Origin of the sequence: Actinomadura scrupuli, assembly GCF_050971785.1 — a bacterium.
Taxonomy (GTDB): Bacteria; Actinomycetota; Actinomycetes; order Streptosporangiales; family Streptosporangiaceae; genus Actinomadura_E; species Actinomadura_E scrupuli.
The window spans coordinates 1-19,901 of record NZ_JBPCCU010000004.1 but is presented as its reverse complement, the minus strand read 5'-3'; the positions used below and the strand labels follow the sequence as shown (position 1 = coordinate 19,901).

General features: G+C 69.9%; 19 protein-coding genes and 2 pseudogenes. 9 read left to right on the top strand and 12 right to left on the bottom strand.

Annotated features, from left to right (window positions below):
• Positions 1-109 precede the first annotated feature (109 nt).
• Entirely contained in the window at positions 110-2,104 is a 1,995-nt protein-coding gene (locus tag ACRYCC_RS19350; RefSeq protein WP_433813967.1) for a hypothetical protein, read from the top strand.
• Between the two features lie 140 nt (positions 2,105-2,244).
• Here the strand turns inward: ACRYCC_RS19350 and ACRYCC_RS19345 are convergent, their stop codons facing one another.
• The 5 genes from ACRYCC_RS19345 to ACRYCC_RS19325 form a co-directional block, all read right to left on the bottom strand.
• Positions 2,245-3,159 (bottom strand): TauD/TfdA dioxygenase family protein, encoded by a 915-nt coding sequence (locus ACRYCC_RS19345; protein WP_433813966.1) that lies wholly within the window; start codon positions 3,157-3,159, stop codon positions 2,245-2,247.
• A 167-nt stretch (positions 3,160-3,326) separates the two neighbouring features.
• The gene (locus ACRYCC_RS19340; protein ID WP_433813964.1) at positions 3,327-4,169 is read right to left on the bottom strand and encodes an ABC transporter permease; all 843 of its coding nucleotides are present in this window, start codon (positions 4,167-4,169) and stop codon (positions 3,327-3,329) included.
• Positions 4,166-4,993: an ABC transporter ATP-binding protein gene (locus ACRYCC_RS19335; protein ID WP_433813962.1), complete on the bottom strand. Its 828-nt coding sequence runs from the start codon at positions 4,991-4,993 to the stop codon at positions 4,166-4,168. The genes ACRYCC_RS19340 and ACRYCC_RS19335 overlap by 4 nt, the downstream gene beginning before the upstream one ends.
• The gene (locus ACRYCC_RS19330; protein WP_433813960.1) at positions 4,990-6,039 is read right to left on the bottom strand and encodes an ABC transporter substrate-binding protein; all 1,050 of its coding nucleotides are present in this window, start codon (positions 6,037-6,039) and stop codon (positions 4,990-4,992) included. Before ACRYCC_RS19330 ends, ACRYCC_RS19335 begins: the two co-directional genes overlap by 4 nt.
• Positions 6,040-6,236: 197 nt before the next feature.
• Positions 6,237-6,314: a putative leader peptide gene (locus ACRYCC_RS19325; RefSeq protein WP_433815009.1), complete on the bottom strand. Its 78-nt coding sequence runs from the start codon at positions 6,312-6,314 to the stop codon at positions 6,237-6,239.
• Positions 6,315-6,421: 107 nt separating this feature from the next.
• On the opposite strand from ACRYCC_RS19325, the gene ACRYCC_RS19320 reads away from it, so the two are divergent.
• Both ACRYCC_RS19320 and glgX read left to right on the top strand, forming a co-directional pair.
• Positions 6,422-6,973, top strand: coding sequence for a GNAT family N-acetyltransferase (locus tag ACRYCC_RS19320; protein WP_433813958.1), 552 nt, complete (start codon positions 6,422-6,424; stop codon positions 6,971-6,973).
• Positions 6,974-7,122: 149 nt separating this feature from the next.
• Positions 7,123-9,270: a glycogen debranching protein GlgX gene (gene glgX / locus ACRYCC_RS19315; RefSeq protein WP_433813956.1), complete on the top strand. Its 2,148-nt coding sequence runs from the start codon at positions 7,123-7,125 to the stop codon at positions 9,268-9,270.
• Between the two features lie 27 nt (positions 9,271-9,297).
• On the opposite strand, the gene ACRYCC_RS19310 is transcribed toward glgX, so the two are convergent.
• The 4 genes from ACRYCC_RS19310 to ACRYCC_RS19295 all read right to left on the bottom strand — a co-directional run bounded on the left by ACRYCC_RS19310 (position 9,298) and on the right by ACRYCC_RS19295 (position 12,084).
• Positions 9,298-9,717, bottom strand: coding sequence for a hypothetical protein (locus ACRYCC_RS19310; RefSeq protein WP_433813954.1), 420 nt, complete (start codon positions 9,715-9,717; stop codon positions 9,298-9,300).
• A gap of 141 nt (positions 9,718-9,858) precedes the next feature.
• On the bottom strand, positions 9,859-10,563 hold the full coding sequence (locus ACRYCC_RS19305) for a hypothetical protein (RefSeq protein WP_433813952.1): 705 nt from the start codon (positions 10,561-10,563) through the stop codon (positions 9,859-9,861).
• A complete protein-coding gene (locus ACRYCC_RS19300) occupies positions 10,560-11,090 on the bottom strand; it encodes a SigE family RNA polymerase sigma factor (RefSeq protein WP_433813951.1) in 531 nt (176 codons plus the stop codon). Before ACRYCC_RS19300 ends, ACRYCC_RS19305 begins: the two co-directional genes overlap by 4 nt.
• Positions 11,091-11,208: 118 nt before the next feature.
• Positions 11,209-12,084 carry a peptidoglycan-binding domain-containing protein gene (locus ACRYCC_RS19295; protein WP_433813949.1) on the bottom strand — a complete coding sequence of 292 codons (876 nt, stop codon included), beginning with the start codon at positions 12,082-12,084 and terminating at the stop codon, positions 11,209-11,211.
• 517 nt (positions 12,085-12,601) lie between these two features.
• Between ACRYCC_RS19295 and ACRYCC_RS19290 the strand changes: the two genes are divergently transcribed.
• Positions 12,602-12,886 carry a HesB/IscA family protein gene (locus ACRYCC_RS19290; RefSeq protein WP_433813948.1) on the top strand — a complete coding sequence of 95 codons (285 nt, stop codon included), beginning with the start codon at positions 12,602-12,604 and terminating at the stop codon, positions 12,884-12,886.
• 31 nt (positions 12,887-12,917) lie between these two features.
• Here the strand turns inward: ACRYCC_RS19290 and ACRYCC_RS19285 are convergent, their stop codons facing one another.
• The gene (locus ACRYCC_RS19285; RefSeq protein ID WP_433813947.1) at positions 12,918-13,652 is read right to left on the bottom strand and encodes a dihydrofolate reductase family protein; all 735 of its coding nucleotides are present in this window, start codon (positions 13,650-13,652) and stop codon (positions 12,918-12,920) included.
• A 118-nt stretch (positions 13,653-13,770) separates the two neighbouring features.
• Here ACRYCC_RS19285 and ACRYCC_RS19280 point away from each other — a divergent pair, with 118 nt between their 5' ends.
• The 3 genes from ACRYCC_RS19280 to ACRYCC_RS19270 all read left to right on the top strand — a co-directional run bounded on the left by ACRYCC_RS19280 (position 13,771) and on the right by ACRYCC_RS19270 (position 17,141).
• The gene (locus tag ACRYCC_RS19280; RefSeq protein ID WP_433813946.1) at positions 13,771-14,829 is read left to right on the top strand and encodes an ATP-dependent DNA ligase; all 1,059 of its coding nucleotides are present in this window, start codon (positions 13,771-13,773) and stop codon (positions 14,827-14,829) included.
• A gap of 89 nt (positions 14,830-14,918) precedes the next feature.
• A complete protein-coding gene (locus ACRYCC_RS19275) occupies positions 14,919-15,506 on the top strand; it encodes a hypothetical protein (RefSeq protein ID WP_433813944.1) in 588 nt (195 codons plus the stop codon).
• A 183-nt stretch (positions 15,507-15,689) separates the two neighbouring features.
• Positions 15,690-17,141, top strand: coding sequence for an aldehyde dehydrogenase family protein (locus ACRYCC_RS19270; protein WP_433813943.1), 1,452 nt, complete (start codon positions 15,690-15,692; stop codon positions 17,139-17,141).
• A gap of 42 nt (positions 17,142-17,183) precedes the next feature.
• Here ACRYCC_RS19270 and ACRYCC_RS19265 read toward each other — a convergent pair whose 3' ends face one another.
• On the bottom strand, positions 17,184-17,615 hold the full coding sequence (locus tag ACRYCC_RS19265) for a tyrosine-type recombinase/integrase (RefSeq protein WP_433813941.1): 432 nt from the start codon (positions 17,613-17,615) through the stop codon (positions 17,184-17,186).
• Here ACRYCC_RS19265 and ACRYCC_RS19260 point away from each other — a divergent pair.
• Both ACRYCC_RS19260 and ACRYCC_RS19255 read left to right on the top strand, forming a co-directional pair.
• A pseudogene (locus ACRYCC_RS19260) lies at positions 17,560-18,867 on the top strand (pentapeptide repeat-containing protein); the annotation flags it as partial. The gene ACRYCC_RS19265 and the pseudogene ACRYCC_RS19260 sit on opposite strands and share 56 nt — an antisense overlap.
• A gap of 44 nt (positions 18,868-18,911) precedes the next feature.
• Positions 18,912-19,391, top strand: coding sequence for a pentapeptide repeat-containing protein (locus tag ACRYCC_RS19255; protein ID WP_433813939.1), 480 nt, complete (start codon positions 18,912-18,914; stop codon positions 19,389-19,391).
• Between the two features lie 77 nt (positions 19,392-19,468).
• Here the strand turns inward: ACRYCC_RS19255 and ACRYCC_RS19250 are convergent.
• A pseudogene (locus tag ACRYCC_RS19250) lies at positions 19,469-19,901 on the bottom strand (hypothetical protein); the annotation flags it as partial.

The following is a 19,901-nucleotide window of genomic DNA, read 5'->3' as shown; positions in this document are numbered from 1 at the left end:
CGGCGTGCCGCGAGACGGGCATTGACCTCGGCCGGTGATCCGTAGATCCTGGGTCGGATTCATGAGGAGCCTTCACGTCTACCTCCGCCCACCCCCCAGGAGGCAACGGGTGCGTGCCCGAGCCCTGGCCGCCTTGGCCGTCGTGGTGTCGAGCGTGTTCGTCGCGCTGCCGGCCACGGCGGACGCGGCCCCCGCGAAGACGGATCACGCGTGCGATCCGATCGACCCCACCGCGTGTCTGCTGCCGTTCCCCAACGACTGGTTCACCGTCGCCGACTCCTCCACCGCGACGGGTCGGCGGGTCGATCTGGCGGCGTCGGCGACACCGCGCAACGTCCTCGGCAAGGGCATCGATCCCGCCCAGTGGAACCGCAACGACGGCTTCTCCCCCGGCTCGATGCTGCTCGCGCACGTACCCGGCGTCGATCTCGGCAAGACCGGGGCGGCCCCGGTCACCGACGTCGGCGCCTCTCTGCGCCCCGACGCGCCGATCGTCATCGTCGACACCGCGACCGGCGAGCGCTGGCCGTACTGGGCCGAGCTGGACGCGAACGCCACCGCACCGGAGCGGCAGGCCCTCATCGTGCGGCCGGCCCGCAACTTCCTCGAAGGCCACCACTACGCGGTGGCGCTGCGCGGGCTCAAGGACCACGACGGGCAGGTGATCCCCGCCACCGGCGCGTTCAGCCGGCTGCTCGGGCCCCCGCTGGGCGAGAGCGATCCGCTGTACGCGCGGCAGGCCGCCGAACGGCCGGTGCTCGCGGACCTCGCCGCGCGCGGGATCGGCACCAAGGACCTCTACCTCGCCTGGGACTTCACCGTCGCGAGCCGGCGAAACCTGTCCGAGCGGATGCTGCACATCCGTGACGACGCCTTCGCGAAGCTGGGCGGCAAGGCACCGGACTTCGTCATCACCAAGGTCACCGACAACCCGGCCGACGACAAGATCGCCCGGGAGGTGCGGGGTGTCGTCTTCGTGCCGAGCTATCTGGACCTCTACGGCGGGCCGCCCGGCGCGAGCTTCCACTACGGCGCCGGCGGCCTGCCGGCACGGCTGCCGGGCAACGTCCAGGGCGCCGCCTTCCAGTGCGAGATCCCACGGGCCGCGTTCGGCGCACCCGCGCAGGCCTCCCTGTACGGCCACGGCCTGCTCGGCTCCGAGACCGAGGTCGCGGCGGGCAACGTCAAGGCCATGGCGGCCGAGCACGACGTCCTCTTCTGCGCCACCAAGTGGGCCGGGCTGTCCAGTGACGATCTGGCCCTCGCGGTGGCATCCCTGAGCGATCTGAGCAACTTCCCGCGCCTGGCCGACCGCCAGCAGCAGGGGATGCTCAACGCGCTCTGGCTGGGCCGCGCCATGATCCACGCCAAGGGCCTGTCCGCCAGCAAGGCGTTCCAGACCCCGGCCGGCACGCCGCTCATCGACACCGGGAAGGGCCTGGTCTACGACGGCAACAGCCAGGGCGGCATCATGGGCGGCGCCCTCGTCGCGGTGTCGACCGACCTCAGGCGCGGCACGCTCGGCGTGCCGGCGATGAACTACAGCACCCTGCTCAACCGGAGCGTCGACTTCAGCGAGTACGCGGTGGTCATGAACGCGGCCTACCCCGACAAGCTCGACCAGCAGCTCGGCCTCGCACTGATCCAGATGCTGTGGGACCGCGGCGAGGCCGATGGCTACGCCGAGCACATGACGGATCATCCGCTGCCGGGCACACCGAGCCACCGGGTGCTCATGCACGTCGCGTTCGGCGACCACCAGGTCTCGCCGGTCGCCGCGGAGGTCGAGGCCCGGACCATCGGCGCCCGGATCCACGCTCCCGCCGTCGCGGCGGGACGCAATCCGGACGTCGTGCCGTACTGGGGCATCCCGGCCATCCCGTCGTACCCGTACCAGGGCTCGGCGATCGTGATCTGGGACAGCGGCACTCCGTACCCGCCACTGACCAACACTCCCCCGTCCGGGGCGGCCTACGGACGGGACCCGCACTCCGACCCCCGGAACTCGGCCGCGGCCCGGCGGCAGAAGGCCGTCTTCCTGTCCACCGGCACGGTGATCGACGTCTGCGCCGGCGCCCCGTGCACCGCCCAGCCCGGCGGCTGACCGGCCGGCCCGGGCACGGCCGGTGACGCGCCGCCGGGCCCCGGGGCGGCGGAGCGCGTGTTCCGGGCCCGCGCCGCCCCTGCGCCGGGGCCGGAACGACCTCTCGGAAGGCGGGACCGCACGGCTGGGCGGCCCTGGTCTCAGGCGGCCGGAACCACCGGGGTGTAGTGCGACGCCTCGTCGCCCTCGATGAGGTAGCTCTCCCTGCCGTCGACGCCGACCGGGGCGTCACCCGCGACGGTGACCCGGTGCAGCAGGCGGGGCAGGTCCCCGTAGTCGTCCGGGGCGTAGTGCTGGGTGATCCGGTTGTCGAAGAGCACCAGGTCGCCCGGGGCCCACTGCCAGCGGAAGATGTTCTCCGGCCGGGTCACGTACGACTGGAAGATGTCGAGGATCGCCCGGCCCTCGCGGGGACGCAGGCCGACGATGTTCTGCGCGAAGCCCCCGATGTACAGGTTGCGCTCCCCCGACTCGGGGTGGACGCGGACCACCGGATGCGCGGTCTTCCATTTCGTCGAGACGAAGATCCTGCGGTGCTCGGCCTCCTTCTCGGGGTCGACCCCCGACTGCGGCGGCCGTACGTAGTCGTAGTCGTTGGTGTGCACCGCCCAGAGCCGGTCGGCGAACTCCCGCAGCTCGGCGGGCAGGTCCCGGTAGGCGGTGGCGGCGTTGGCGATGAGCGTGTTGCCGCCGTAGGGCGGGACCACCAGCGAGCGCAGCGTGCTGGCCTTCGGCGGGGTCCGGACGAACGTCACGTCGGTGTGCCACTGGTTGGCGCGGTCCTGCTCGCTGTCGACCGGGAGGATCTGCGGCTGGCCCTGCACGGACGGCACGGTCGGGTGCGCGCCGGTGAGCGGCCCGAACCGGGACGCGAACGCGAGCTGGTCGGCGTCCGTGAGGTCCTGGCCGCGGAAGGCCAGCGCCTTGTGCTCCAGCAGCGCGGCGTGGATCTCACCGAAGACGGTCTCGGAGAGGTCGCGCAGGTCGACGCCGACGACCTCGGCGCCGATCCGCCCGCCTACCTTGCGGATGTCGAAACCGGTTGAGCCGGACATGGAATCCCTGCCTTTCGAAGATGATCGGGACGGACTGACGAACGGACCAGACGCCCCCACCAGCCGTGATCATGCAATCCATCGTCGATCGATTGCATGATCACGGCGGGGCGGGGGTCTTGATGAGGACGGGCGCCCGGTTCGTGAGCTAGGTGACGTTGCGGGAGCTAGGTGACGTTGCGGGAGGCCGGGTCGACGGCGCGCAGCAGCAGGCGCAGCAGCGTGTCGAGGACGAAGCCGAGCACCGCGATGAAGGCGATCCCGCTGAAGATCAGCGAGGTCTGCAGGTAGTTGCCGGCCTGCAGGATGAGGAAGCCCACCCCGCCGGTGGCGGCGATCATCTCCGCGGCGATGATGCTGGTCCACGCGCCGCCCATGGCCAGCCGCAGACCGGTGATGACGCCGGGCACCGCGCTGCGGAACCGCACATGGAGCAGGGTGTGCAGGGGCGACGCGCCCAGCGAGCGGCTGGCCTGCAGCAGCTCGGCGGGCACCGCGTCGATGGCGCTCAGCGTGGCGATGGTGACGATCGGCAGCACGCCGGAGAAGATCAGCGCGATCTTCGAGGCCTCGCCGATGCCGAACCAGACGACCAGCAGCGGGATGAACGCGATCGGCGGCAGCGGTCTGGTGACCTGCAGGATGGGGTCGACGAGATGGCGGACGGCGCGGACGCTCGCCATCGCCCCGCCCAGCACCAGCCCGGCCAGCGTGCCGAGCAGGAAACCCGCCAGGATGCGGCCGGTGCTGATCGCCGCGTTGGCGATCAGGGTGTGCCCCTGCGCCGGGTACGGCACCGTCAGCTTGTCCACCGTCTCCCGGACCGTCTCCTGCACGGTCGGCAGCGTGACCGGATCGCTGATCCACAGGGCCGCCAGCTCCCAGACTGCGAGGACGGTCACCAGCCCGGTGAGCCCGAGCAGCACCCGGCGCCGGGAGCCGCGGCCACCGCCCGGCGGCCGCACGGTGACCTCGCCGTGTTCGCGCGGGGCGACCAGCACCTCACTCATGCGCCACCCCCCGGCCCGGTCCCGGCTTCGAGGACTTCCCGGATACGGCGCTTGGCGGTGACGAACTCGAGGGTCTCGGTGTCGTCGTACGAACGCGGCCGGGCCAGGTCGACGTCGAGGATCGCCTTGGTACGGCCCGGCGCGCCGGACAGCACGGCCACCCGGTCGCCCAGCAGGGTGGCCTCCTCCACGTCGTGGGTGACGAACACGATCGTCGTCGGGCGGCTCTGCCACAGCTCCAGCAGGAACCGCTGCAGGTTGGCCCGGGTGATGGCGTCCAGCGCCCCGAAGGGCTCGTCCATGAGCAGCACTCCCGGCCGGTTGACCAGCACCCGGGCGAACGCCGCCCGGTGCCGCATGCCGCCCGACAGCTCGTGCGGATAGGCGTCCCTGGCGTCCGACAGGCCGACGGTCTCCAGCAGGGCGGCGGCCTCCTCCCGCACGGAGGGGGTGAGGGCGCCCCGGGCGCGCGGCCCGTACAGCACGTTCTGCCAGGTGGTCAGCCAGGGGAACAGCCGCGGGGTCTGGAACAGCACCCCCCGGTCGGGGCCCGGGCCGGTGACCGGGCGGCCGCCGACCGAGACCTGACCGGAATCGGGGAACTCGAACCCGGCGAGCAGGTTGAGCAGCGTCGACTTGCCGCAGCCGGAGGGGCCGAGCAGGCAGAGGAACTCACCCGGCGCGAGGTCGAGGTGCACGCCCTCCAGCGCGGCCCGGCGGGCCTTCCGGCGGCCGGTGAAGGTCTTGGACACGTTCTCGATCCGGACGGCCGCCGCCTCCCCGGCCTGCTCCGCGGCCGTCCCGGTCAGTGCCTGGGCGGTCATGCGCACCCCCCGGCCCGGGCCTTCTCCCAGAAGGCCGGATCGATGTGGGCGGCGATGACGTCCTCGGCGGGCGGCGCCTTGGCCCGGCCCTGGGCGACCAGGAACTCCCCGGTGAGCTTGAAGTTCTGCGCGAGCTTGCCGGATTTGGACGTGCCGTCGGGGCCCTTGAGCCAGGCGAGCTCATCGGCGGCGGCGACGTACGGGTAGCCCTTCGTGCCCGCGATGGCGTCCGCCGCGGCCACGCCGAGGAACTTGGCCGCGGGTGTGATGTACGTGGCGGCGTCCGGTCCGGTGACGAGTTCCTGCGCCTTGGAGATCTGGCAGACCAGCCGCTGGATCACGTCGGGATGCTGCTTGAGATAGGGCGTGGAGACGGCGAGCAGGTTGGTCGCCGCGTAGCCGAGCCCGGCGATCTGCGCCGCGTCCACCACGACGCGGCCGCCGTGCTTCTTGAGCTCCAGCAGGAAGGCCTGGCTGATGTAGACGGCGTCGATCCTGCCCGCCTTCCAGGCGGCGGCCTCGGCGGCCTCGCTGGCGAAGCTCGCCGCCTCCACCTTGCCCTCCAGCCCCTGCGACTTCAGCCAGCCCTTGAACTCGAAGTCGAGCGTCGAGCCGACCAGCACGCCGACCTTCTTGCCGACCAGGTCCGCATTGGACTTGATCTTGTCGCTGACCACCAGCCCGGCCTGGTCGAGGCTCTCGACGAACACCGCGGTCACGTCGATGCCGTTGGCGATGGCCCCGACGAACGGCGGGTTGCCGACCCCGGAGATGACCGGGAAGGCACCGGCCTTGAGCTGGGAGATCCCGGCGACGCCGCTGTCGATGGGATGCAGCTCGATCTTCGTGCCGACGGCGTCGGCGAGCCGCGGGTTGGCCGCCACGACGACGTCCGGGCCGGCCAGCGCGCCCTGGAAGTAGGCGATCTTCAAGGGCGGTCTCCCGGCGCTCTTCGCGCCGGAGGCCGAGCCGCCGCAACCGGTGACGGCCAGGCAGCCGGTGGCGACGAGCGCGGTGAGCAGGGTGGTGACACGTTTCTTGCGCATGGATCCTCGATCTGAGGTGGTGGGGAGGTCGCGGCACGCGTGCCGGACACGCGACGAGGGAGTACGAGCCGGGACCGCCGGGCGCGGGCCGCCGCGGCGCGGCCCCGCGCGGGTACGGGAACGCCGGGCAGGTACGGCGAGCGGGTGGGAGGTGCGGGGGCGTCAGTGCCGGCCGTCAGAACGGGCCGGCCGATCCGTCAGAACCGACAGTTGGCTCCGGCGACACGGACCAGGTCCACGTGCCGCCGGCGGGTGAGGATGAGCCGAACGCGCATGACTCAAGACAAGCAGGCCGGAGAAGGTAAGTCAACTATTCCTACTGATTTAGTGCGGAAGGTCCGATTCCGGCCGCCGCCGCTCCCGGAGACGTACGCTGGATGATGTGTTCGGGCCGGTCGCGGAGTCCATCGAGACCGAACGGCTGCTACTGGAGCCGCTCACGGTCGCGCACGCCGAAGAGATGGTGCATGTGCTCGACGACTGGGGACTGCACACCTTCACCGGCGGTGAGCCCGCCACGCTCGCCGAGTTGCGGTCGCGCTACAACCGGCTGGTCAGCGGTCCGGCGCCGTACCACCAGGAGGGCTGGCTCAACTGGATCGTCCACCTGCGGCCACCTCCCCCCGCCGGGCCCCCGCGGGCCGGCCCCGACGACGAGGAGAGGGCGGTGGGACCGGCCGTCGGCACGGTGGAGGCGACCGTGCACCCGGGGCCGTGGGCCGCGCTCGCCTGGGTCATCGGCACGGAATGGCAGGGACGGGGCATCGCCACCGAGGCGGCCCGGGGGCTGATCGGCTGGCTGACCGCGCACTCGGTGACCGACCTGCGCGCCAACATCCACCCCGGCAACCAGGCCTCCGCCGCCGTCGCGCGGAAGCTCGGCCTGTCCCCCACCGGCCGGTGCATCGGCGGTGAGATCGTCTGGCGGAGCTGACGTGCGCCGGGGCGGTTCCGAGTTGCCATCCGCGGCCCGATTGGCCAGAGTGACGTGTCCGCGGCGGGTCCGGCGTGCCGGCTCCGTATCGTGGCCGGGTACGAAAAAGTCGAACAGGTGTGGACCGTTGGATGACCGAGGGGTGGCGCATGCGTGAGGTCTGGCCGGGCGAGCCATACCCGCTGGGCGCCACCTGGGACGGCAGCGGCACCAACTTCGCGCTCTTCTCCGAGGTGGCGCGGCGGGTGGAGCTCTGCCTGTTCGACGACCAGGGCACCGAGACCCGTGTCGACCTGCCGGAGACCGACGGGTTCGTCTGGCACGGCTTCCTGCCGGGCGTCGGCCCCGGGCAGCGGTACGGCTACCGGGTGCACGGGCCGTACGACCCGCGCGAGGGGCACCGGTGCAATCCGGCCAAGCTGCTGCTGGACCCGTACGGCAAGGCCGTCGACGGCGAGGTCCGGTGGAACCAGGCGCTGTTCTCCTACCACCTCACCGACCCGGACCCGCTCGACGAGAGCCGGCTGAACACCGAGGACAGCGCTCCGTACCAGCCGAAGAACGTGGTGATCAATCCGTACTTCGACTGGGGCGACGACCGGCCGCCGCGCACCCCGTACGCCGAGACGGTCATCTACGAGGCCCACGTCAAGGGACTGACCAAGCTGCACCCGCAGATCCCCGAGGAGCAGCGCGGGACGTACGCGGGGCTGGCGCATCCGGCGATGATCGGCCATCTGAAGGACCTCGGGGTCACCGCGGTCGAACTGATGCCGGTCCATCAGTACGTGCCCGAGCACGCGATGGTCGCCCGCGGCCTGACCAACTACTGGGGCTACAACACGATCGGCTTCCTCGCCCCGCACAACGCCTACGGCTCGGCCGGCCGGGAGGGCGGGCCACCGCCGGGCGGGCGGTGGGAGCACGTGCTGGAGTTCAAGGCGATGGTGCGGGCGCTGCACCAGGCGGGCATCGAGGTCATCCTCGACGTCGTCTACAACCACACCGCCGAGGGCGACCATCTGGGCCCCACCCTGTCGTTCCGCGGCATCGACAGCGCCTCGTACTACCGGCTGCGCGACGGCGACAAGCGTTACCTGCTCGACTACACCGGCTGTGGCAACTCGCTGAACGTCCGGCATCCGCACGCCCTGCAGCTGATCATGGATTCGCTGCGGTACTGGGTACTGGAGATGCACGTCGACGGGTTCCGCTTCGACCTGGCCTCGGCGCTGGCGCGCGAGTTGCACGACGTGGACCGGCTGGCCGCCTTCTTCGACCTGGTCCAGCAGGATCCGGTGGTCTCCCAGGTGAAGCTGATCGCCGAGCCGTGGGACGTGGGCGAGGGCGGCTACCAGGTGGGCAACTTCCCGCCGCTGTGGACCGAGTGGAACGGCAAGTACCGCGACACGGTCCGCGACTTCTGGCGGGGCGCGTACGCCACCCTGCCCGAATTCGCGTTCCGGCTGACCGGCTCCTCCGACCTGTACGAGCACAACAACCGGCGGCCGGTGGCCTCGATCAACTTCGTGACCTGCCACGACGGGTTCCCGCTGCAGGACCTCGTCTCCTACGACCACAAGCACAACGAGGCCAACGGCGAGGGCAACCGGGACGGCACCGACGACAACCGGTCCTGGAACCACGGGACCGAGGGCCCCACGTCCGATCCCGGGATCACCGCACTGCGCGACCGGCAGAAGCGCAACTTCCTGGCCACGCTGTTCCTGTCGCAGGGCGTCCCGATGCTGTCGGCCGGCGACGAGTCCGGCCGCACGCAGCTCGGCAACAACAACGCCTACTGCCAGGACAACGAGATCTCCTGGGTGTCCTGGGCGGACCCGGACGAGGAGCTGCTGGAGTTCGTCCGGGCCCTGTCGGCCCTCCGCCGTGACCATCCGGTGTTCCGCCGGCGCCGGTTCTTCCAGGGCGGGCCGTTCGGGGCCGACGGGCTGCATGACATCTCCTGGCTGACCCCCGCCGGAGAGGACATGACCGACGACGACTGGCACGCCGGGTACGCCAAGTCGCTGATGGTCTTCCTCAACGGCGAGGCGATCACCGAACCGGACCCGCGCGGCCGGTCGGTCCGCGACGACTCGTTCCTGATCCTCGTCAACGCGCACTTCGAGCCCATGGCCTTCACCCTGCCCGGCCCGGAGTTCGGTGACCGCTGGGAGTTCACCCTCGACACGACGCGGCAGCCGGCGGAGTGGGCGAAGGCCGGCACGGTCAAGGCCGGTGACCAGATCGAGGTCGCCGACCGCTCCCTCGCCGTCCTGCGCCGCCTGCGCTGATCGGGCGGAGCACCCGGCACGCGGCCGTCACGTCTTGCTGATGGCCAGCGCGGTCAGCAGCACCAGGATGAACGTGGCGACGGCGACCACCCCGTGCACCATCACCGCGACGGCCGGGAACGCCTGCTCCGCCCCCCGCGCGTGCCTGCCGCCCCTGCCCACCAGCCAGCGGGTCAGCAGCACGAACCCGAGCAGGGCCACCGCGACGAGCGTGCCGAACGCGCTCCACGCGTAGACCACCCGCGTCGTCGCCAGATACATGATCCAGGTGGCCAGGCCGGCCAGCGCGAGCAGCGGATGACCCACCACGACGACGACCGGAAACCTGGTGACCTTGGTCGCCTGCTGTCTCAATCCCCCATTGGCCAGCCATATCAGCAGCAGGTAGAACCCCGCGATGCCGGCCAGCACCCATGCGACGAGCGCCGCGAAACGCAACGCTCTCACCCCCTGTTCAGTTACCTCGGCGAATCCCCGTCCCCTCCCGGCTCCAGTCTCTCTCTGACCGGTCCGCGACACAGCCATTCGTACGAATTGCGATACCACCCGTCTTGTCATGACAAGCCATCCCTGTCATGACAAGACGGCTCAGGGACTCGCCATCCTGATACCGCGGACGACCGCGAACAATTGATCTTTAGGAAGCGCATTGGACTGAACGACGATCACCATTCCGGCGCGCGGCTGCCAGATCACCCGCACTCCGCCTCCGTCGCCGGCGCGCGCGTCGTATTCCGCGGTGCCGACCGGCACCGGCAGCACCGTCATCTTCTCCGGGCCGTTCACCGTCACCGCGGCGCGGGCGGAGGCGATGGTCACCCGCCCGGTCGCCACCTCGATCCGCAGGAAGTCACGGCCGCCCTTGCGCCGGCCGGGCCCCGGGGGAACGTAGGTCAGCAGCCACCGCCGGACCTGGGCCGCCCGGTCGGCCTTGTCGGTCACCTCGCGGAGCCCGCCGGGGTTCTGGGGGGTGTCGAGCTTCTCCCACCCGTCGGGCGGGGTCCCGAACGTCAGCAGCGCGGTCGGGTCGAAGGGAGCCGGCGAGGGCGTCCCGACCGCCACCGGCTGCCGGGGACGGTCCGCCTGCTCGGGCAGCACGGCGGCGGTCAGCGCGACCGCCCCTCCGACGGCGGCGGCCACGCCCACGACCGCGAGCTGCAGCCGCCACCGGAGCCGGCGCCGCGGTGGCCGCGCCACCACCCTCTGCACCAGATCGGCCGGCAGGGCCAGGCCGCGCAGGTCCTCCTCGATGCCGGCGCGGATGAGCGTCACCAGCCGGTCCTCGGTGCTCATCGTCCCACCACTCCCTGTGACGAGCCGGCGTGCGGCTCCTCGCTGAGCGCCAGCTGTTCGCGCAGCGTCTTCATGGCACGATGTGCCTGGCTCTTGACCGTGCCGACCGAGATGCCCATGAGGTCGGCGGTCTCGGCCTCGGTCATGCCCTCCCAGTAGCGCAGCACGACCACCAGGCGCTGGCGCGGTGGAAGGCTCGCGAGGGCACCGCGGACCACGTCACGGGTGATGACCTCGTCGAACGGGAGGTAGGTGCCGGACCCCTCGCCCAGCCCGTAGACCTCCGGATGGCGCTTCTGTTTCCGCCAGCCGTCGCGTGCGGCATTGACGATGCTCTGCTTGACGTACCGCTCGGGGTCCCCCCGGCCGGCGACCCGGCTCCACTTGCCGTACGCCCGCTCGAGCGCCCCCTGCAGGAGGTCCTCCGCCTGGTGGCGGTCACCGGTCACCGCCGTGGCGAACCGGAGCAGGCCGAGGCCGCGCGCCTCCACGAACGCCGTGAAGCCGACCTCGTCGTCCCGAACCACATGGGCCTCCCTCTGCACAGTTCCACTACACACGTCGGCGGCCTTCCGATGGTTGCCGCCGCCGGACAGGCAACCGCCCCCGGGAACCGGCCGTTCCCGGGGGCGTGCGCACACCCGGTCAGCAGGGCGAGATCGCGCCCGCCGCGAAGCCGTAGCTCAGCCGCGTCCCGCCGTAGTAGTAGTAATAACTGGAGGTGCTGCGGGTGAAGGCGACGGCGTCGTAAATCCCCCAATACGTGACGGAGGAGTTTCCGCTCAGGTAATTGTCGGCCCGGCCTCTGGTGTTGGCCCCCACGACTCCGTCACTGGCCAGTCCCTCCGAGCTCTGCCAGGAACGGGTGGCCGACGCGGTGCCGCTGCCGAAAGCGCAGTCGATACCGGACCAGGCCAGCTTATTGTCGGCGTAGAGCACGAGCTGCCACATGCCCGCGTAATTGCCGGAGGAATAGGCGCATCCCGCGCACAGATTGGCCTCGTTGGCCCAGTCGTCGGTGACGGTTCCCGATCCGTCCACGTTGAAGTTCGTGGTGGAGCGCTGCGCCGCCCCGGGAGCCGGGGACCCCTTGACGACGCCGTCCACGTCGGCGGTGGCCGCGGGCTTGGCCTCGGCGATGCGTGACGCGGTCGTCGCGCTGACCGTCGAGGAGTCCCGCGGCAGCGTCTGGGCGATCTTCAACAGGTCGGCGGCTCCCACGGCGTCACGGGAGACCAGCTGGTAGTTGACCCCGCTCCGCTCCGTCCACGAGGCGACGGTCAGCCCCGGCCCCCACTCGTCCGCGGTGGAGGTGACGATGACCGTCCGGGTCCCCGCCCCCGCACGGCCCACCGAGGCGCGGGACAGCACCCGCGCGTTGCCCGGGACGGTGGCGGACGCAACCGGGCGGGAGGCTCCCACCACCCGCTGAACGCCGAGGATCTTGTCCCCGGCGGCGAAGACGGCGGTGTCCACCGTGGACGTCTGCGCCGGGTCGAGTTCCGAAACAGGGGTCTCCACCCGGCTCGACTTGTACGTATAGGAAGTGGCTACCGAAACGACCGCCTTCTTTACCGACTCCGCAAAGGTGGTGCCGGCGGCCGCCTGGGCCGGGCTCCCGAACGAGAAGACGAGGGACAGGGGGATGAGCAGGCCAAGGACTAGACCGAAAGCTGAACGTCGACGTGGCGTGACCACGATGCTCCCCTCGAGCGAATGATGATGGATCGAGTTTGAAGATCCTCGTCTAGGTTGTCATGATCAAGAGGTCCCACTGGCCTCAGGCGGCCACTTGCGCCTCTTGCCGAACACCTCTCGCCGGCGCCCGCACCGGTCGCCCCAGACCTCCCGGGGCCGCCGCCCGCACCCCGATCGCGACCCGGCCTCGCCGGCGTGACGGCCCCCTTCCGCCGCCCGCACCGCCCCTGAGCTGCGGTTCTCCGCGGACCGGGACCTCCGGAGTCGGCGCCGGGCCGTTTAGCCCCGTACATCGCGGGGGAGGGGCAGGGTTCGAGCACCTCGAGTGAGGGAGTTGAACATGCTCACACTGACCGACAGTGCAGTTCAGGTGATCCGTTCCGTGACCGAGCAGCCGCAACTGCCGCCGGACACCGGCATCCGGATCGCCGCGCAGGACGACGGGAGCTCCCTGGGCCTGTCCGTGACGCCGGGCCCGGAAGAGGGGGACGAGACGGTGGAGGCCGAGGGCGCGAAGGTCTACCTCGAGCCCACGGCCGCGACGGTCCTGGAGAACTCCACCCTTGACGCCACCTTCGACGAACAGGGCGATGTGACCTTCGTCCTGGCCGAACCGGAGGTCTGACAGCAGGCCGGGGCGGCGGTCCCTTCCCGCGCTACGGGCGGTGCGGCAGCGCGTAGCGTAGGAAGAGGACGCCCTCGTCCACATAGACCGAGGTGGGCTCCAGCTCGGCCCGGGTGGGCAGGTCGCCCAGCAGGCGGGTGTGATGGGCTCCGCCGATCAAGGTCGGAGCGAGGTTCAGGCAGAGCTCGTCGGCCAGGCCCGCGGCGATGACCGAGGTCGTGAGCACGGGGCCGCCCTCGCACAGAAGGTGCGCCAGGCCGAAGTCCTTGCGGAGCACGCCGACGGCCGCCGCCAGGTCCACGGTGTCCTGGCCCGCCGCCAGCACCTGGACGTGGGGCGGCACGGTGGTGGCCCGCAGCGCCGCCGCCGACGTCACCACGATCGACTCGCCCGCGGTGAACAGCGGCAGCGTCCAGTCCAGCTCCAGCGACCGGCTGACCACGATCATCGGGGCCGGGGCCGGTTTGCCGATCGCCTCCCGCCGCGCCCGCAGGTCCGGCCGGAGCCGGTGCGGTCCGATCCGGCCGGTACGGACCGTGGCGGCGCCGACCATGATCCCGTCGGCCAGGGCGCGCAGGATCCGGAACACCCGGAAGTCGGCCTGCCCGCCCAGCCCGTCTGTCCAGGCGTGCTCGTCGGTGACCGATCCGTCGGCGCTCATCACCATGCCGATGCGGAGCCACGGGCCGCCGGGGGCCGCGGGGACGTCCCGGTACGCCTCGAACGGGTCGATGTCGGCGGCGGGTTCGGGCAGCAGTCGGCGCATGATCACAGGTTATCGGCGCGGCCACCGCGCGCCGGGTGACCCGGCGCAGGTCACTCCCGCGCCACATTCGTCCGGACGGACGGTGAGGTCACGCTGCCCGGAGGGGCAGAATGAGCCCATGGAGCTGCCGATCAGTCCGCCGCTGGCGCCGATGCTGGCCAAGGCGGTCAAGACCATGCCCCAGGGCGACGTGCTGTACGAGCCCAAGTGGGATGGCTTCCGCTGCATCATCTTCCGGGACGGCGACGAGGTGGAGCTGTCCAGCCGCGGCGAACGGCCGCTGACCCGCTACTTCCCCGAGCTCGTGGCCGCCGCACGCCGGGAGCTGCCCGAGCGCTGCGTCGTCGACGGCGAGATCGTCCTGCGCACCGGGTCCGTGCTCGACTTCGAGGCCCTGCAGCAGCGCATCCATCCGGCCGCCTCGCGGATCACGCTGCTGGCCGAGCGGACCCCGGCGTCGTTCGTGGCGTTCGACCTGCTCGCCCTGGGCGACGAGTCGCTGATGGAGCTGCCGTTCGGCGAACGCCGGGACCGGCTCAGCTCGGCGCTGGAGAAGTCGGCGGCCCCCGTCCACCTCACGCCCGTGACGGACTCCTACGAGCTGGCGCAGCAGTGGTTCCAGGAGTTCGAGGGCGCCGGGCTGGACGGAGTGATCGTCAAGCCCCGGGGGGTCACCTACCAGCCCGACAAGCGCGTCATGTTCAAGGTCAAGCACGAGCGCACCGCGGACTGCGTGGTCGCCGGTTTCCGCTGGCACAAGAGCGGCCCCATCGTGGGGTCCCTGCTGCTCGGGCTGTACGGCCAGGGCGGCCTGCAGCACGTCGGGGTCGCGGCCTCGTTCCCGATGGCGCGCAGGGCGGAGCTGGTCGCGGAGCTGGAGCCCTACCGGACCGATGACCTCAGCGACCACCCCTGGGGGGCGTGGGCCGCGCAGTCGGGTGCCACCACCGACCGGATGCCCGGCGCGGTCTCCCGCTGGACGGGGAAGAAGGACCTGTCCTGGGTGGCGCTGCGGCCGGAGCTCGTGTGCGAGGTCGCCTACGAGAGCATGGAGGGCAACCGCTTCCGGCACACCGCCCGTTTCCGCCGCTGGCGTACGGATCGCACGCCCGAATCGTGCGGCTACGAGCAGCTCGAGGTGCCGGTGGCCTACGACCTCGACGAGATTCTGGGCTGATATTCCCGAACCGGCCCGGGGCCCGCGGCATCTCACCTAGCGACCCTCCCAGAAGGGGCGGGACCGTGAGTGAAAGGCCGAAACCCCCCATGAAGCGTTCGCGTACGCTGCCGCTGGCCACCGTCGCCGCCGCCGCAGGCCTCATGCTGCTGACCGGCTGCCAGGACGGCCCCAAGGCGGGCGCGGCCGGCAGCACCTCGGCGACGACCGCCTCCCCCGGCACCGACGGCCCGACCCCGACGGTCTCCGCCGGCCCGGCCACCGGCCCCGCGAAGACCGCCTATCCGCCCGTGCAGACCCCGGCCCCCGGCGTTCCCGGCACTCCCGTTCCCGGCGCTCCGGGTGGCGTCGGCGTGACACCCGGCACCCTCCCGGGCGGCCTGCCCGCCAAGGTGTTCGCCACCCCCAACGAGGCCGCGGCCTACCTCGTCGACGCCTGGCGGCGCGGCGACCGGCGGGCGGCACTGCTCGCGGCCGGACCCAACACCGTCAGCAAGGTGTTCGCGGTGCGCTACGTGGACACGCCGATCGACGAGTGCGGCCCCGGCGCCCAGTCCGGATCCGCGCACGCCTACTACTGCTACCACCGGTACGAGGGCGGCTCCACCGGCTTCGACGTGGACCCCTACCCGGTCACCGGCTACCGCGTCGTCAACTTCACCCGAATCGCCGACTGACCTCCCCCGACCCGCCGCCCCACCCCGCTCCCCCTCCGTGATCGTGCAGTCAATCGTCCAACGATTGCATGATCATGGAATTGAGATGGGGTGGGTTCCGTTCCTGGGTTGAGCAAGCGTACGCTTGGGCGTCGTACGGCGTGACCGTACGGGGCGACCGGGCAGTACCGCGAAGGGACGGCGATGGCAGAGGTTCGGGAGTTCTCCAATCTGATCGGTGGCGAACTGCGGCCCGCCTCGGGCGGCGGCACGCTCGACTCGGTGAATCCGGCGACCGGCGAGGTGTGGGCGAAGATCCCGCGCAGTACCGCCGAGGACGCCGAGGACGCCGTGCGGGCGGCCCGCAAGGCCTTCCCGAAGTGGTCGGCGATGCCCGCCGCGGGCCGCGCGCACTTCCTGCGCAAGGTCGCGGACGTCTTCGCGCAGAACGCCAGGGAACTGGCCGAGATCGAGACCCGCGACAACGGCCGGATCCTGAGCGAGACCGCCAAACGCGACGTTCCGGGGATGACCTATCTCTGGCACATGGCCGCCGCCGAATGCGGGGCGGCCGTCGTCGGCAAGAGCGTGATCGTCGGGCCGAACTCGATGGGCTACACCCGGCGCGAGCCGTACGGCGTGGTGCTGGGCATCATCCCGTGGAACTCGCCGATCTCGACGTTCTCCGCCAAGGCGGCGTTCGCTTTGGCGGCCGGCAACACGGTCATCATGAAGCCCGCCGAGCAGGCGACCGTCTCCACGCTCCGCCTCGGTGAGCTGCTCAAGGACGTGCTCCCCGCCGGCACCCTCAACATCGTGTCCGGCCTCGGGGAAGAGGCCGGAGACGCCCTGGTGCGCAACCGGGGCGTCAACAAGATCACCATGACCGGCTCCACCGAGACCGCCAAGATCATCACCCGGGCCAGCACGGACGCGCTGAAGCCGATGGGCTTCGAGCTGGGCGGCAAGTCACCCAACATCGTCTTCGCGGACGCCGACCTCGACGCCGCGGCCACGGGCGTCTCGACGATGAGCATCTTCACCGCCAACGCCGGTCAGGTCTGCGTCGCCGGCTCGCGGATCCTCATCCAGCGGCCGGTGTTCGACGAGATGATCGAGCGGATCACCACCATCGCCAAGGGCATCAAGCTCGGTGAGCCGCTGTCCATGGAGACCACGATGGGCCCGATCGTCTCCCAGGAGCAGTACGAGCGGGTCACGTCGTATCTGGAGATCGCCGCCAAGGAGGGCGCCGAGCTGGTGTTCGGCGGCCGCTTCGGCGCCGAGCTCGTCGACGACGCCTACGCGGGCGGCTACTGGGTGGAGCCGACGCTCTTCACCACCGGCGACAACTCGCTGCGGGTCTGCCAGGAGGAGATCTTCGGGCCCGTCGCGGTGGCCATCCCCTTCGACACCGAGGAGGAGGCCGTGGCGCTCGCCAACGACTCGACGTACGGGCTGGCCGCCGGCGTGTGGACCTCCGACCTCGGCCGGGGGCAGCGGATGTTCCGGGACCTGGAGGCCGGCACCATCTGGATCAACACCTACCGGAAGATGCCTCCCGGCCTGCCGTTCGAGGGCATGAAGGACAGCGGCTACGGCCACGACTCCGTCCTGGCCAACACCCGGGAGAAGTCCTGCCTGATCGAGACCTGAGCCCCTGCAGGGCGCTGACCTGCTGACGTGACATTACTGCGATCATCGCCGGGCGGCCTGTTCCGGCTGTGTTCCGTCCGAGTGTTGATCTTGGACGACGCGTAGCCGGAACAAGCTGCGGTCGATCGCGGTGCGCGCCGACCCGTAGGTCTCGTCGGTGACGTGTGCGTAGACCCCCAGTGTCACCGGAGCGCCTTTCTTGCTGTGTCCCATGAACTCCATGACGCCGGCCAAGGACACACCCGCGTCGAGCAGTGTGGTCGAGAAGTGGTGCCGAAGGGTATGGGTGCCGTTCTCGCGAGCCGAGGTGTAGCCGGAGCGAGGGACACCGCCGCGCGGGCCTGGCTCGGGCGCCGGTATGACATTGGCCTTCGCGAGTGCCGGCTTCCAGACCACGTCGTTGTAGGAAGACGTCTGCATGCACTTGCCGTGCGTTCGCGGGTGGTCGCCGTGCCACAGGAACAGAAGCTTCAACGCTCGGAGTGGTTGCCGCCAGAGAGGGCGACCTGGAGAGCGCTCTGACCTACGGCGAACGAGCATTGTCGGGAGATCGCCGATCTCTTCCCAGCCTGCTCATGGTGTCCCGCGAGCTCGGAACCATCGTCCAGGCCCGCTACAGCTCAGACCCCGAAGCCTCCGAGTACCTCGATCATCTTCGGCAGCTTCGCGAATCCGCCGCCTAGGCCCTGACCGTTTTGCTGATGTTCTGCGCCCTGGCGTGCCCTCGGGGTGGAATGTCGCTATGGACCACTCTCCCGCTCGTACCGGCAACTCCGAGGCCTCAGAGCCCATCCCCCTTCCCGAACCGCCACGGCGCGAATTTGCTTGGGGCTGGATCTGGCTCACTCTCGTCCTTGCGCTGGTCGTCGGAGTCACCGTCGCTGGCCTGCTGTGGGGCAAGACCACCACCACACACCGAGACGCGTTCGACACCGGCTGGAAGAGCGCTGCCGCGATTCTGGCTATCCTTGCCGCGTTCGTCAGCGTCCATCGATTTAGGCTGAGCCAGCGAGAGCATGCTCGACTACTCGCAGTCGACAAGATCAACCAGCAACATGCCAACGCTCTGCTCCAACGCCAGCTCAACGCTGACCAAGTAGCCCGAGATGACGCGATCGCCCGACAGATTACCGACCTTTCTGCCAAGGCTAGCGAGCAACTCGGCAGCGATAAGGCTGCTGTCCGAATCGGCGGCCTCACCGATCTAGAGCGACTCGCGCAGGCATACCCGGACCTCCGGCAGACAATCGTAGACCGCATCTGCGCCTATCTACGTGGCCCCTATGAACCTCCGCCGGGACGCTACCAACACAGACCGCCAAACAGCTTCGAGGGGGACGACCGAATCACCGACGAGCAAATCGCAACACGTCGACTTGAGCTCGATGTCCGGCGGACCGCACAGCAGATCCTAAAACGTCACCTAACCTGCTCTCCTGACCAACAACAGTCGACCCCAAAGTTTTGGGAGGAAATCAGCCTGGATCTGAGAGACGCCGTCCTCATAGAAATGGATCTGTCTGAATGCCGGGCAGCGAAAGTGGATTTCCGCAACGCGGACTTCCGGGGAGCCGCTTGGTTCCGGAAGACCACTTTTGGCGAGACCACCGTATTTGGCGGGGCGACTTTCAACGACGGCGCATCGTTCAGCGAGGCAACCTTCAACGGAGTCACCGGGTTCAACGAAACAACATTCGGCGGGCACGCCGATCTCAGCAATGCGACCTTTGATGGGCCCACCTTTTCTACAATGCGACGTTTAGCAAGGCTATGTTTAGCCAGACGACATTTGGTGGGTATACCTGGTTCGGTGAGACGGAATTCGCAGGAGACGTCGCATTCAAAGAGACAACGTTTCAAGATGTCGGGTTTGGCAGCGCACTATTCAAGGAGGATGCTTCATTTAGCGACACAACGTTCGGTGGAGGCGCCTCCTTCACTGGAGCAACATTCAACAAAAACGTCAAGTTCGACAGAGCGAAATTTACCGGGGACGCCGAATTCGTTCAGGCGACGTTCAGCAACAACGCCTCGTTTAGGGAGACAGCGTTTGAAGCTCCCCCCAATCTTCGTGATGGTTGCGTTCTACAGATAGACGCCACTCATATATGGCCAGATGGATGGCAGGTTGAGCGAGATTGGGATATCCCTACCGATGCCCCTGGCAAGCTCGTCCAGAGTCCTCAGCCTGCACGCACAGAAGGCCAGCGCAACCCAGACACGCAGGACGGCGCGTCCGAGAGTGCATGACCACTCCAAGCCCAGCGAAATGTCTAGTCCCAGGAGATGCTTGACACCTCTGTCCCAGGACATCCTTGACAGGTGGTCTAGGAATCATGGGCGGCCTTGCGGGGCCGGTGGGCTTTGATGCTGCGGACGGGCTGGTCGGTGGTGCGGCGGAAGGTACGCCGGTCGTCGCCGAGCTCGACGGTGATGCTCGTGTCGCTGACGTGGGCGGTGACGACGCTTCTGGCGTGCAGTCTGCCCAGGGACAGGTTCTGACCGGCGATCATGATCACGCCGGTGTCGCTGACCCGCCGCTGCACGGTGACCGGCCCGGTGGCAGGGTGCGGGGGCGGTCCGGCCGGGCGTGCCCCACGCAGCTTGAGGGCCTGCTGGGCGGTGAGGGGGTTCGGGCGGGAGCGCAGCAGCTCACGTGTGTGCAGGTCGAAGAACGCCAGGGTCTTGCCCTCGATCCGGATCCCGACCCTGCGGCCGCCCAGGATCTCGGCGGCCAGCACCGACCTGCCGGCCAGGCCG